The following is a 13,012-nucleotide window of genomic DNA, read 5'->3' as shown; positions in this document are numbered from 1 at the left end:
CACAGATGACTGGATCAGGGTTGCGGTTTATTACCGACGGGTAGCATCATCGTATCGAAGCTACTTGTCGGTACGTGAACTAACGCGAGGATCCAGTGCCTCGCCCGACTCTCTACGGGAGCCGTCGCCATGGGGCACTACAAGTCCAATCTCCGCGACATCGAGTTCAACCTCTTCGAGGTCCTCGGGCGGGACAAGCTGTACGGCACCGGTCCGTTCGAGGAGATGGACGTCGAGACCGCGAAGAGCATCCTCGACGAGCTGACGCGCCTCGCGGAGAACGAGCTGGCGGAGTCCTTCGCGGACGCCGACCGCAACCCGCCGGTCTTCGACCCGGAGACCAACACCGCGCCGGTTCCCGCGTCCTTCAAGAAGAGCTACAAGGCCTTCATGGACTCCGAGTACTGGCGGCTGGGCGTCCCGGAGGCCATCGGCGGCACCACCGCCCCGCCGTCCCTGATCTGGTCGTACGCGGAGCTGATCCTGGGCGCGAACCCGGCCGTGTGGATGTACTCCTCCGGCCCGGCGTTCGCCGGGATCCTCTACGACGAGGGCAACGACGTACAGAAGAAGATCGCCCAGATCGCCGTGGAGAAGACCTGGGGTTCGACCATGGTGCTGACCGAGCCCGACGCGGGTTCGGACGTCGGCGCCGGCCGCACCAAGGCGATCCAGCAGGAGGACGGCTCCTGGCACATCGAGGGCGTCAAGCGCTTCATCACGTCCGGTGAGCACGACATGGAGGAGAACATCCTCCACTACGTCCTCGCCCGCCCCGAGGGCCACGGCCCCGGTACCAAGGGCCTGTCCCTCTTCATGGTCCCGAAGTACCTCTTCGACTTCGAGACCGGCGAGCTGGGCGAGCGCAACGGCGCCTACGCCACCAACGTCGAGCACAAGATGGGCCTGAAGGCCTCCAACACCTGCGAGATGACCTTCGGCGACCAGCACCCCGCCAAGGGCTGGCTGATCGGCGACAAGCACGACGGCATCCGCCAGATGTTCCGCATCATCGAGTTCGCCCGCATGATGGTCGGCACGAAGGCGATCTCCACGCTGTCCACGGGCTACCTGAACGCGCTGGAGTACGCCAAGGAGCGCGTCCAGGGTTCCGACCTGGCGGCCTTCGGCGACAAGGCCGCGCCCAAGGTCACCATCACCCACCACCCCGACGTACGCCGCTCGCTCATGACGCAGAAGGCGTACGCGGAGGGCATGCGCGCCCTCGTCCTCTACACCGCCTCCATCCAGGACGCGATCGCCGTCAAGGAGGCCGCGGGCGAGGACGCCAAGGCCGAGCACGCGCTCAACGACCTGCTCCTGCCGATCGTGAAGGGCTACGGCTCGGAGAAGGGCTACGAGCAGCTCGCCCAGTCGCTCCAGACCTTCGGCGGCTCCGGGTTCCTCCAGGAGTACCCGATCGAGCAGTACATCCGCGACGCCAAGATCGACACCCTGTACGAGGGCACCACGGCCATCCAGGGCCAGGACTTCTTCTTCCGGAAGATCGTCCGCAACCAGGGCGCGGCCCTGAACGGTCTCGCCGAGGACATCAAGAAGTTCCTGGCGCTCGGCACGGGCGGCGAGGACCTCGCGGGCGCCCGCGAGCACCTGGCCAAGGCGGCCGTCGAGCTGGAGGCCATCGTCGGTCTGATGCTGACCGACCTCGCGGCCACCGAGCAGGACGTCAAGAACATCTACAAGGTGGGCCTGAACACCACCCGCCTGCTGCTGGCCTCCGGCGACGTCGTCGTCGGCTACCTGCTCCTCAAGGGCGCCGCGGTCGCCGCCGAGAAGCTGGAGACGGCCTCCGCCAAGGACAAGGCGTTCTACACCGGCAAGATCGCGGCGGCGAAGTTCTTCGCGGCCAACGTCCTGCCCGGCGTCACCGGCGCCCGCAAGCTCGCCCAGGGCGTCGAGCTCGACCTGATGGAGCTGGACGAGGCCGCGTTCTAGGACACACCCGCACAGCTCTCCCGAGGGCCCGCTCCCAGCACCGGAGCGGGCCTTCGTACGTCGTTAAGGTGAACCCCATGAGCGAACCCTCCCGCTTCGACCGCGGTCACACCGACGACCTCATGTCCTTCCTGGCTGCCGGCCCCTCGCCGTACCACGCCGTGGCGAACGCCGCCGAGCGACTGGAGAAGGCGGGCTTCAGGCAGGTCGCGGAGACGGATGCCTGGGACGGGACGACCGGCGGCAAGTACGTGCTGCGCGGCGGCGCGATCGTGGCCTGGTACGTCCCCGAGGGCGCCGAGCCGCACACCCCCTTCCGGATCGTCGGCTCGCACACCGACTCCCCCAACCTGCGGGTCAAGCCCCTGCCGGACGCCGGGGCGCACGGCTGGCGCCAGGTCGCCGTGGAGATCTACGGCGGACCGCTGCTGAACTCCTGGCTCGACCGTGACCTGGGCCTGGCCGGCCGGCTGACCCTGCGGGACGGCTCGACGCGACTGGTCAACGTCGGCCGGCCGCTGCTGCGAGTCCCGCAGCTCGCCGTCCACCTGGACCGCTCGGTGTCGACGGAGGGCCTCAAGCTCGACAAGCAGCGGCATCTGCAACCCATCTGGGGGCTCGGCGACGACATCCGAGAGGGCGACCTCATCGCCTTCCTGGAGGAGGAGAACGGGCTCCCGGCGGGCGAGGTGACCGGCTGGGACCTGATGGTGCACTCCGTGGAGCCCCCGGCCTATCTGGGCCGCGACAAGGAGCTGGTGGCCGGCCCGCGCATGGACAACCTGCTGTCCGTGCACGCCGAGGTCGCCGCGCTGAGCGCGGTCTCCGCCGGCTCGGCCCTGTCCCACATCCCCGTACTCGCCGCCTTCGACCACGAGGAGAACGGCTCGCAGTCGGACACCGGCGCGGACGGGCCGCTGCTCGGCAGTGTGCTGGAGCGTTCGGTGTTCGCGCGCGGAGGGTCCTACGAGGACCGGGCGAGAGCCTTCGCCGGCACGGTCTGTCTGTCCTCCGACACGGGCCACGCGATCCACCCCAACTACGCGGAGCGCCACGACCCCACGCACCACCCGCGGGTCAACGGCGGCCCGATCCTCAAGGTCAACGTCAACAACCGCTACGCCACGGACGGTTCGGGCCGCGCGGTCTTCGCCGCCGCCTGCGAGAAGGCCGGCGTCCCCTTCCAGTCCTTCGTCTCCAACAACTCCATGCCCTGCGGCACCACGATCGGCCCCATCACGGCGGCCCGGCACGGCATCAAGACCGTCGACATCGGCGTCGCCATCCTGTCGATGCACAGCGCCCGCGAACTGTGCGGCGCGGACGACCCGCATCTGCTGGCGAACGCACTGGTGGCGTTCCTGGAGGGGTAGTTCACGAGGAGTGGGTACCCGGCGTCCGGACCGGACCGACCGGACCGGACAGGGAGGCGACACTATGGGCCTCGGCGGATGCATCATCCTCATCGCCGCGGGAGCCATCCTCACGTTCGCGACCGACTGGGAGATGCAGGGAGTCAATCTCGACCTGGTCGGCGTCATCTTCATGATCGTCGGACTGATCGGCGTCGCGACGTTCAGCAGCATCGCCAGGCGTCGGCGCGTGGTGGTACCGCCGTCCACGACGACGGTGGTCGAGGACGACCACCACCGGCGCGGGGGCGGCTACAGCGCCTGATCTCCATACCGGCCGGCACGAGGGGCAGCCGGTCCGCACCGCCCTCGGCGAGACGGACCGGCACACCCCGGGTCCTGTTCCGTTCGGTCACGCCTGGTTCAGCGCGTGCCCCGTGGTCGCGTCCACATGCTCCGGTACGTCCTCGTGGCGGTCGCCGACCGTGAGGGTGCCGGTGGGTTCGAGGACGAGGATCGCCGACGGGACGAGGGCGTACGGCTTGTGCTCGGTGCCGCGGGGGACCGTGAAGACCGAGCCCTTGGGGAGGACGACCGTGCGTTCGCCGGTCGGTTCGCGCAGGGCGATGTGGAGTTCGCCGTCGAGGACGAGGAAGAACTCGTCGGTGTGGTCGTGGGTGTGCCAGAGGTGTTCGCCCTCGACCTTGGCGATGCGTACGTCGTAGTCGTTGACGGTCGTGACGATGCGGGGGCTCCACTGGTCCGTGAAGGACGCGAGGGCCTTTTCCAGGGAGATCGGCTCGAGGGAGACGGGTTCGCTCATGTCCGTCATCGTCGGCCGTGGCCCGGCACGTGCACGAGTGCTAGGAATTGCACATGCCGCAAGGATCCTCTCAACCGAACATACGTCCGCACCGGGTCACGGTCATCGTCGACGAGGGCACCAACCCCTTCGAAGTCGGCGTCGCCACCGAGCTGTTCGGGCTGCCGCGGCCCGAACTGGGGCTGCCGGGGCCGTTGTACGAGGTGACGCTGTGCACGCCCGCGCCCGGGGTGCGGATGAACCACGGATTCTTCACGCTGAGCGGTGTGCCCGGGCTCGAGGCCGTGGACGAGGCCGACACCCTGGTCGTACCGGGGCGGCCGGACAACGTCGTACCGCGCGGGGGCGCGGTACTCGACGCCATTCGCCGCACGCACGCGCGTGGCGCCCGCGTCATGAGCCTGTGCACCGGCAGCTTCGCGCTTGCCGAGGCGGGGCTGCTGGACGGGCGGCGGGCCACCACCCACTGGCTGTGGGCGGACGCGTTCCGCGAGCTGCATCCCAAGGTTCTCCTGGAGCCCGACGTCCTCTTCGTCGACGAGGGCGACCTCCTCACCGCCGCCGGCAGTGCCGCCGCGCTCGACCTCGGGCTGCACATCTGGCGGCGCGACCACGGCGCAGAGGCCGCCAACGCGGTGTCCCGGCGGCTGGTCTTCGCCGCCCATCGGGACGGCGGGCAGCGGCAGTTCGTGAAGCGTCCGGTGCCCGACGTGCCGGCCGAGTCGCTGGCGCCGTTGCTGGCGTGGGCGCAGGAACGGCTCGGGGAGCCGCTGACGGTGACGGAGCTCGCCGCCCGTGCGGCCGTCTCCCCCGCCACGCTGCACCGCCGTTTCCAGGCCCAGCTCGGCACGACGCCGTTGGCCTGGCTGACGGGGGAGCGCGTGGCGCTGGCCTGCCGGCTGATCGAGCGGGGCGAGGAACGGCTGGACGTGGTGGCCGCCCGCAGCGGCCTGGGGACGGCCGCGAACCTCCGCGCGCGCGTGCGGCGCGAGACGGGGCTCAGCCCGTCGGCGTACCGGAGACGGTTCGGGACGTCGGCGACGGAGGCGCCGTGGTCTCGGACCTGAGCTGTCGCAGCTCGGACACCACACCGACCCCGGCGTGTCGACCATCCCGACGGCCTATCGGTTGCGTTCCGTCGCGCAGGTCGGGGAAGCCGTAACGGCATGAGATTCCTCGTACGCGACCGGCTCCTCGGCTTCGGTGACGACTACTGGATCGAGGACGACCAGGGCAACAAGGTGTTCCTCGTCGACGGCAAGGCCATGCGGCTGCGGGACACCTTCGAGCTGAAGGACACCCGTGGGCGCGTCCTGATCGACATCCGGCAGAAGATGTTCGCCCTGCGGGACACGATGCTCATCGAGCGGGACGGCGAACCGCTGGCCACCATCAAGCGCAAGCGGCTGTCCCTGCTGCGCAACCACTACCGGGTGTCCCTGGCGGACGGCAGCACCGAACTCGACGTCAGCGGGAAGATCCTCGACCGGGAGTTCGCAGTCGAGTACGACGGTGAGCTGCTCGCCGTGGTCTCCCGGCGGTGGCTGCACGTGCGGGAGACCTACGGCGTCGATGTCGTGCGGGAGGACACGGACCCGGCGCTGCTGATCGCGGTGGCGGTGTGCGTGATCCACCTCGCCGAGAAGGAGCGGGAGGACTAGGGCCCGCCGGACAGGCCTAGCGCCGGGGTGCGTCGAGTCCCAGCATCCGGTCCTTCAGCGCCGGGAACTGATCCCGTGTCACGGCCACCTTCGCGGGGTCGAACTCGACGCTGAGGACCTCCTCGCCGGCGCCGGCCTCGGCCAGTACCTCGCCCCACGGATCCACCACGATCGAGTGACCGGCCTGGGGAACCCCCGCATGCGTCCCGGCCGTTCCACAGGCGAGCACGTACGCCTGGTTCTCGACCGCCCGCGCCTGGGCCAGCAGCGTCCAGTGCGCCCGGCGGCGCTCCGGCCAGCCCGCGGGAATCACCAGGGTCTCGGCACCGGCGTCGACGAGGCCGCGGAAGAGTTCGGGGAACCGGAGGTCGTAGCAGGTGGCCACGCCGAGGGTGGTCTCGGGCAGACGGACCGTCACCAGGTCCCGGCCCGCGCCCATCAGCACGGCCTCGCCCTTGTCGAAGCCGAAGCGGTGGATCTTGCGGTAGGCGGCGATCAGGTCGCCGGAGGGGGAGAAGACGAGAGAGGTGTTGTAGAGCGTGCCGTCGGCGGTGCGCTCCGGGATCGAGCCCGCGTGCAGCCAGACGCCCGCGTCGCTCGCGGCCTTCGCCATGGCCTCGTACGTCGGTCCCTCCAGCGGCTCGGCCTCGCCGGCGAACCCCTCGTAGGCGAACGCGCCCGTGGTCCACAGCTCCGGCAGCACGACCAGATCGGCACCGGCCTGGTCCCGTACCAGGGAGGCCACCCGCCGTCGGCGCGATTCGACCGATTCGCCCTCACTTACGGCGATCTGAATCAACGAGGCGCGCACACTACCACCGTCCTGGCATTCGAGCCGTTCACACGGGCCTACGATCGTCACACGAAAGCACTGCCGGGGTGCCTCACAGCAGCGTAACTTAGCGTTCCAAGACACCCGCCGACAGCCACACTCCCACTGGCAACGACGCCATCACCAGCCCGTGCACCGACCGCCGAGGGGTCCCGTTCCGTGAGTCTGCATCCCACCCTCCAGCCCTACGCCGACGCCTGGACCCACTCCATCGACGCGATATCCGAGCTGGTGACCCCGCTCGTGGAGGGAGAGTGGAACCGGCGTACCCCGTGCCCCGGCTGGTCGGTGCGGGACGTCGTGTCCCACGTCATCGGTCTGGACACCGAGATGCTGGGGGACCCGCGCCCCATCCACTCACTGCCTCGCGACCTCTACCACGTCACCAATGAGCACCAGCGGTACACGGAGATGCAGGTCGACGTCCGCCGTCACCACACCGCGCCGGAGATGACGTCCGAGCTGGAGTACGTGATCATCCGCCGCAACCGCCAGCTGCGCAACGAGTCGCGGGATCCGGGCACGAAGGTGCGCGGCCCCCTCGGCAGCGAACTGACGCTCGAAGAGTCCATGCGCAAGCACGCCTTCGACGTCTGGGTGCACGAGCAGGACCTCCGCGCCGCCCTCGGCCGCCCCGGCAACCTGGACTCCCCCGGCGCGCACATCGCCCGTGACGTCCTGCTCGCCGAGCTGCCCGCCATAGTCGCCGAGAAGGCCGACGCCCCTCGCAGCTCGGCGATCGTCCTCGACGTCCACGGCCCGATCGAGTTCCTGCGCACGATCCGCGTCGACATCCAGGGCCGCGGCACCCTCGAAACGGCCCCCGCCCTCGGCCCCGCCGCCACCCTCACCCTCGACTGGGAGACCTACGTCCGCCTGGCCTGCGGCCGGGTGACGGCGGACGCGGTACCGGACCGGGTGAAGGCGGAGGGCGACCCGGCCCTGACGGCGGCGATCCTGCGGAACTTCACGGTGACGCGGTAGTCACGCCGAGGCGCTCCGAAGCAGTAGATTGCAACCCGAAGGGACGGCCGCAACTTCGGATTGCGGCCGCCCCTTCACCTATGAGCACCTGCGAGCGAGGACTCGGTCATGAACGCCTGAGTACGTAGATCGGCGTCCCGTCCTCGTCACCGCCCCGGGGGTGGATGCAGGCGTGCTTGCGCAGCAGGCGCAGGCATTCGTTGACGCGGTGGACGGACAAGCCGGTGCGAGCGGCGATCGAGTCGAGCGGCTGCCGCAGCTCGCCCTCTTCGACCAGCACGGGAGCGATCACCACCGCCACTGCCCAGACGTCCGCGGTCACGGAGAGCCGCTGCCGCCAGTCGGCCAGTACGGCCTCGGCGGTCGGGTGGGCGGAGAGGCCGGCGGTGGATGTCGGACGGTCGAGGGCGATGACGTCGAGTCGGTTCGCGATGCGGTCCATGGCCTGAGCGATGGCCTGCTGCGCCGTGAGCGTCGCGCGCTGCATCTCCAGCATCTCCCTATGCAGCGCGAGCGATTCGCGCTGTGCGTTCGCGAGCTCTTCGTCGACCTGAAGGTTGTGCGCCTCCAGCCGGACGATGGCCTCCGCGACCTGCTCCGGCATCGCGTAGGCGATCGGCGCACCCGGCTCGGCGGACTGCACCTCGGCCTCTTCGAGGGTGTAGGAACCCTCTTGCTGGACGGTCACGATGACCTCCGTGGCCCACTCCTTGAAGGGGGCACAGGCCGGCTTGGTGCAGGCGTTGACGAGGAGGATGAGACCTTGGAGAGAGATGACATTCAGGTCTCGGCGCCACTCTCTACCTGCGGGAATGCTGAGACCATAACCTCCAGTTAGGGTCTCGAGAGTCTCTCGATGGCCTTCCGGGACATGGTCGGAGAGTGCCTTCTGGGGATTGCTGTGCCCCAATCGCTTACAGACGTCCACCGCCGGAAACCAATGCGTCCCGTCCGGCATCGTCAGCCGCCGGACACGCACTCCGGTGGCCGCGTACACGAAGTCGCTGACGTCGATCGCGTCACGCTGCGTCCGGGGGTCGGGCTGATGCTTGCTGGGTTCGATCATATGAACCACCTCCGCTGCGGAACGTAGAGCGGAGCAAATCGAACTATCCAGTCTGCGCAGGGATGTTCGCGATTGCGAGGGAAAGATCCAGCGATTCCACTACGGGGCGTGGCCGGGCAGTGTATGACGGAGTGGCTGAACGATTCACCTGCTCGTGTGGCGTGACCGGGCATCATGGCCGTATGGCCGATCTTCGAACAGTCGCAAAGGTGCCCGCAGCCATGGACGTGTCCGCGATGAAGAACCTCGCCGACACTCATCACGCCCGTGCCGTAAGGCCCTTGGGGACGCACGAGGTCGCCGGCCATCTGGTGAAGGCGTACGGCATCGAAGCGCCCGGGCGGGAGGTCGAGGGGGCGGACGCGGCGTTGGCGATCGCCGAGGCGCACCTCGCCACCGCCGGTCTGCGGGGCTCTCTCGGGGTCGCCGTGCTGCTGGTGCACGCCGGTGGGGACGGCGACTATGTGCTCGTGCACACGTGGATCGAGGGGGACATGTCCGACCTCGCCGTCTTCGTCGGGCCCGTCGGTGAGCCGGAGGGGTTGCGGCCGGGGCGGCTGGGGCTGGCTCCCTGTGTGTGGGAGGCGGCCGTGTTCGCGTACGAGCGGGATGCCTGGGTGCGGCATGTGCTGGACGGGGACGGGGAGATCGGTGCACGGCTCGCCGCCTGGTCCGTGGATGTGCTGGAGGGGGAGGTCCGGTGAGCGGCGATCCCGTCGTGCGGCGGGTGCGGTCCGAGGAGCTGGCGGACGTCGTCGCGCTGATCACCGAGCACGCCGTGTACGAGAAGGCCGAGCCGCCCGCCCCCGGGCTCGAGGAGCGGTTGCGGTCCCTGCTGTTCGGGAGCCCCGAGCCGCGGCTGCGGTGTCTCGTCGCGGAGGTGGACGGGACCGTCGTCGGCTACGCCACCTGTTCCGCCGAGGTGTCCACCTGGGACGGTGCCGAGTACCTCCACATGGACTGTCTGTTCCTGCGCGACGGGCACCGCGGGCTCGGCATCGGGGAGTCGCTCATGACCGCCGTACGGGACGAGGCGCGGGCTCTCGGGCTCGGACAGGTGCAGTGGCAGACGCCCGCGTGGAACGACGGGGCCATTCGCTTCTACGGGCGGATCGGGGCCACGTCCAAGGACAAGCGGCGGTTCTTTCTGCCCGTCATATGAGTCCGGAACATGAGTAAGGGGCCTGCGGTGCAGGCCCCTTACTCATGTTCGCGTTCTTGCGTCAGCTGATCTTCGTGTAGCCGTAGTTGATGAGCTTCTTCACGTCGGCGGTGCGGTTGGCCTCCGAGGAAGCGGTGAGGACCGCGCCCATCACCGACTCGCCGTTCTTCGTCGCGGCGAAGATGAGGCAGTACTTGGCCTCGGTGCCGGAGCCGGTCTTCACGCCGAGCGTGCCGTTCCAGCCGAGCAGGGTGTTGGTGTTCTTCCAGGCCGCCATCGTGCGGGTGGAGCCCGTCTTCGTGATCGTCTTCGCCGTGTACGACTTGGTCTTGACGACCGTCTTCATGGTGGAGCTCTTCATGGCGCTGCGGGCGAGCTTCGTCAGGTCGCGCGGCGTCGAGGCGTTGGCGCCCCTGCTGATGCCGTCGAACGAGTCGAACTTCGTGTTCTTCATGCCCAGGCTCTTGGCCATGGTGTTCATCTTGCCGATGAAGCTCTTGGTGCGGGCCGCGACCGTCGAGCCGGAGCCGTACTTGTCGGCGAGCGCCATCGCGGCGTCGCAGCCCGACTTCAGCAGCATCCCGTAGAGCAGCTGGCGGACGGTGACCTTGTCGCCGACGATCAGGTTCGCGGACGAGGCGCCGTTGGCGACGATGTAGTCGCTGTACGCCTTCTTGATCGTGACCTTGGCGTCCAGGTTCAGGTTCGACTGCGACAGGACGACCTTCGCGGTCATGACCTTCGTGGTGGACGCGGTGAGCCGCTTGGTGTCGGCGGCCTTCGCGAAGAGCGTCGTGCCGGTGGCGCTGTTCATCAGGAACCCGCCCTTGGCGGTGATGGTGGGCGCGGTGACGGCCTGCGCCGGCGCCGCGGTGAGGGCTCCTGTGGCGAGCAGCGAGCCGGTGGTCACGGCCACGGCTACGGCTCTGCGGATACGGATGCCCTGAATGCCGGTAATCAAGTGAGGTACCCCGAATACGTTGAATGCCCCTGGCGTGCGGCCGAGTTGAGACCTGAAAGTTGTTGGGGCCGCACGTGTCTGACTCGTAAGTAGCACAGAAGGTTGTGCGACCGCTGGGGCGGGTTTGGGTTTCCCTGTCCTGCGGGACCCCTGGGGTCCGCGATATGGACGGGTCTCCGACATGCGTACGCGTTGTATCTATGATGTGCGCATGCCTTCAGCCCCACCCGCCCCGTCCACCGCTCACACCAAGCAGCCGCCCGCCGCCGACCGTGTCTACGACCACGTCAAGCAGGGTGTCCTGGAGCGTCGCTACGAGGGCGGCACCCTGCTCACCGAGGGCGAGCTCGCCGACGCCGTGGGGGTCTCGCGGACACCGGTGCGCGAGGCGCTGCTGCGGCTCCAGGTGGAGGGGCTGATCAAGCTCTACCCGAAGAAGGGCGCGCTGGTCCTGCCCGTCTCCGCACAGGAGATCGCGGACGTGGTGGAGACCCGCCAGCTCGTCGAGGAACACGCCGCGCGCAAGGCCGTACCGGCGTCACCGCGGCTCATCGCACGGCTCGAGGAGCTCCTCGCCCAGCAGAAGGAGCAGGCCGCCGCCGGGGACCTGGCCGGCGCCGCCGTCACCGACCGCTGCTTCCACGCCGAGATCGTCCGCAGCGGGGGCAACGAGATCCTGTCCCGGCTCTACGACCAGCTCCGCGACCGGCAGCTGAGGATGGGCGTCGCCGTGATGCACGCCCACCCCGACCGCATCACCAAGACCCTCACCGAGCACGAGCAGATCCTCGACGCGCTGCGCTCCGGCGACGCGGAGGCGGTCGTCGGGCTCATCCACGGGCACGTCGAGTGGTTCTCCCACCTGGCGCGGGGCGAGGTCCGATGAGCGCCACTCTGCCGGGTGACCCGCCGGGCGGCCGCCGCGCGATGGCCGTCTGGGGCATCGGCGTCTCCGTCTACTTCGTCGCCGTCATCTTCCGTACGTCACTGGGGGTGGCCGGCCTCGACGCGGCCGACCGCTTCCACGTCAACGCCTCCGCGCTGTCGACCTTCTCCATCCTCCAACTGCTCGTGTACGCGGGCATGCAGATACCCGTCGGCCTGCTCGTCGACCGGCTCGGCACCAAGAAGGTGCTGGCCATCGGGGTGGTGCTGTTCACGGCCGGACAGCTCGGCTTCGCCTTCTCCCCCTCGTACGGCATGGCCCTCGCCTCGCGCGCGCTGCTGGGCTGCGGTGACGCGATGACGTTCATCAGCGTGCTGCGGCTCGGCACCCGCTGGTTCCCGGCCCGGCGCGGGCCGATGGTCGCGCAGTTCGCGGGTCTTGTCGGCATGGCGGGCAACCTGGTCTCCACCCTCGTGCTGGCCCGGCTGCTGCACGGCATCGGCTGGACGGCGGCCTTCGCGGGCAGCGCGGTCGCGGGTGTGGTCGTGCTGGTCCTGCTGCTGCTCTTCCTCAAGGACCACCCCGAGGGACACGAGCCGGAGCCCTTCCCGCACCAGGGCGCGGCCTACGTACGACGGCAGATCGCCGCCTCCTGGCGGGAGCCGGGCACGCGGCTCGGCCTGTGGGTGCACTTCACGACCCAGTTCCCGGCGATGGTGTTCCTGCTGCTGTGGGGCATGCCGTTCCTGGTCGAGGCGCAGGGGCTGTCCCGGGCGGTCGCCGGTGAGCTGCTGACCCTCGTCGTGCTGTCGAACATGGTGATCGGGCTGGTCTACGGCCAGGTCGTCGCCCGGCACCACGAGGCGCGGCTGCCGCTGGCGCTGGGGACCGTGGGGGCGACGGGGCTGATGTGGGCGGTGACGCTGGCGTACCCGGGCGAGCATGCGCCGATGTGGCTGCTCGTGGTGCTCTGCACGGTGCTGGGCGCCTGCGGGCCGGCCTCGATGATCGGCTTCGACTTCGCGCGTCCGGCGAACCCGCCGGGGCGGCAGGGCACCGCGTCCGGCATCACCAACATGGGCGGCTTCGTCGCCTCGATGACGACCCTGTTCGCGATCGGGGTGCTGCTGGACGCGACCGGGAACAACTACCGGGTCGCCTTCTCCGCGGTCTTCGTGCTGCAGGCGCTGGGGATCAGCCAGATCCTGCGGCTGCGCAAGCGGGCGATCCGCCGGGAGCGGGAGCGGCTGGTGGCGAGCCGGGTGGAGACGGTGCACGTACCGGTGTAGGTGTCCCTGCCGCCTCGCCCCGAACCTGCCACGCGCCCCG

14 protein-coding genes are annotated in these 13,012 nt (G+C 69.3%); 10 read left to right on the top strand and 4 right to left on the bottom strand.

Annotated elements, in window-relative coordinates:
- Positions 1-129: 129 nt before the first annotated feature.
- The 3 genes from ACWD3I_RS07645 to ACWD3I_RS07635 all read left to right on the top strand — a co-directional run bounded on the left by ACWD3I_RS07645 (position 130) and on the right by ACWD3I_RS07635 (position 3,633).
- Positions 130-1,956, top strand: a complete 1,827-nt coding sequence (locus ACWD3I_RS07645) for an acyl-CoA dehydrogenase (protein ID WP_365393619.1) — start codon at positions 130-132, stop codon at positions 1,954-1,956.
- 77 nt (positions 1,957-2,033) lie between these two features.
- Positions 2,034-3,329 carry a M18 family aminopeptidase gene (locus ACWD3I_RS07640; protein WP_365393617.1) on the top strand — a complete coding sequence of 432 codons (1,296 nt, stop codon included), beginning with the start codon at positions 2,034-2,036 and terminating at the stop codon, positions 3,327-3,329.
- 64 nt (positions 3,330-3,393) lie between these two features.
- The gene (locus tag ACWD3I_RS07635) at positions 3,394-3,633 is read left to right on the top strand and encodes a DUF6458 family protein (protein WP_365393615.1); all 240 of its coding nucleotides are present in this window, start codon (positions 3,394-3,396) and stop codon (positions 3,631-3,633) included.
- A gap of 87 nt (positions 3,634-3,720) precedes the next feature.
- On the opposite strand, the gene ACWD3I_RS07630 is transcribed toward ACWD3I_RS07635, so the two are convergent.
- Positions 3,721-4,131, bottom strand: coding sequence for a cupin domain-containing protein (locus ACWD3I_RS07630; protein ID WP_365393613.1), 411 nt, complete (start codon positions 4,129-4,131; stop codon positions 3,721-3,723).
- A 53-nt stretch (positions 4,132-4,184) separates the two neighbouring features.
- On the opposite strand from ACWD3I_RS07630, the gene ACWD3I_RS07625 reads away from it, so the two are divergent.
- Both ACWD3I_RS07625 and ACWD3I_RS07620 read left to right on the top strand, forming a co-directional pair.
- Positions 4,185-5,198, top strand: a complete 1,014-nt coding sequence (locus ACWD3I_RS07625) for a helix-turn-helix domain-containing protein (protein ID WP_365393611.1) — start codon at positions 4,185-4,187, stop codon at positions 5,196-5,198.
- 99 nt (positions 5,199-5,297) lie between these two features.
- A complete protein-coding gene (locus ACWD3I_RS07620; protein WP_365393609.1) occupies positions 5,298-5,792 on the top strand; it encodes an LURP-one-related/scramblase family protein in 495 nt (164 codons plus the stop codon).
- A gap of 16 nt (positions 5,793-5,808) precedes the next feature.
- Here the strand turns inward: ACWD3I_RS07620 and ACWD3I_RS07615 are convergent, their stop codons facing one another.
- Entirely contained in the window at positions 5,809-6,603 is a 795-nt protein-coding gene (locus tag ACWD3I_RS07615; RefSeq protein ID WP_365393607.1) for a carbon-nitrogen family hydrolase, read from the bottom strand.
- A gap of 180 nt (positions 6,604-6,783) precedes the next feature.
- Here ACWD3I_RS07615 and ACWD3I_RS07610 point away from each other — a divergent pair, with 180 nt between their 5' ends.
- Entirely contained in the window at positions 6,784-7,608 is an 825-nt protein-coding gene (locus ACWD3I_RS07610; protein ID WP_365393605.1) for a maleylpyruvate isomerase family mycothiol-dependent enzyme, read from the top strand.
- A 106-nt stretch (positions 7,609-7,714) separates the two neighbouring features.
- On the opposite strand, the gene ACWD3I_RS07605 is transcribed toward ACWD3I_RS07610, so the two are convergent.
- Positions 7,715-8,674 carry a BRO-N domain-containing protein gene (locus tag ACWD3I_RS07605; RefSeq protein WP_365393603.1) on the bottom strand — a complete coding sequence of 320 codons (960 nt, stop codon included), beginning with the start codon at positions 8,672-8,674 and terminating at the stop codon, positions 7,715-7,717.
- Positions 8,675-8,895: 221 nt separating this feature from the next.
- Between ACWD3I_RS07605 and ACWD3I_RS07600 the strand changes: the two genes are divergently transcribed.
- Together ACWD3I_RS07600 and ACWD3I_RS07595 are read left to right on the top strand one after the other, a co-directional pair.
- Positions 8,896-9,378, top strand: a complete 483-nt coding sequence (locus ACWD3I_RS07600) for a hypothetical protein (protein ID WP_365393601.1) — start codon at positions 8,896-8,898, stop codon at positions 9,376-9,378.
- Positions 9,375-9,836, top strand: a complete 462-nt coding sequence (locus tag ACWD3I_RS07595; protein ID WP_365393599.1) for a GNAT family N-acetyltransferase — start codon at positions 9,375-9,377, stop codon at positions 9,834-9,836. The genes ACWD3I_RS07600 and ACWD3I_RS07595 overlap by 4 nt, the downstream gene beginning before the upstream one ends.
- Before the next feature lie 61 nt (positions 9,837-9,897).
- Here ACWD3I_RS07595 and ACWD3I_RS07590 read toward each other — a convergent pair whose 3' ends face one another.
- Positions 9,898-10,797, bottom strand: coding sequence for a D-alanyl-D-alanine carboxypeptidase family protein (locus tag ACWD3I_RS07590; RefSeq protein ID WP_365393597.1), 900 nt, complete (start codon positions 10,795-10,797; stop codon positions 9,898-9,900).
- Positions 10,798-11,008: 211 nt separating this feature from the next.
- Here ACWD3I_RS07590 and ACWD3I_RS07585 point away from each other — a divergent pair, with 211 nt between their 5' ends.
- Together ACWD3I_RS07585 and ACWD3I_RS07580 are read left to right on the top strand one after the other, a co-directional pair.
- Positions 11,009-11,683, top strand: coding sequence for a GntR family transcriptional regulator (locus tag ACWD3I_RS07585; protein WP_365393595.1), 675 nt, complete (start codon positions 11,009-11,011; stop codon positions 11,681-11,683).
- Positions 11,680-12,972, top strand: a complete 1,293-nt coding sequence (locus ACWD3I_RS07580) for an MFS transporter (RefSeq protein WP_365393593.1) — start codon at positions 11,680-11,682, stop codon at positions 12,970-12,972. Before ACWD3I_RS07585 ends, ACWD3I_RS07580 begins: the two co-directional genes overlap by 4 nt.
- Positions 12,973-13,012: the final 40 nt, after the last annotated feature.

The organism is Streptomyces sp. NPDC002817 (assembly GCF_053592055.1).
This window is presented reverse-complemented; position numbering and strand designations above follow the sequence as displayed.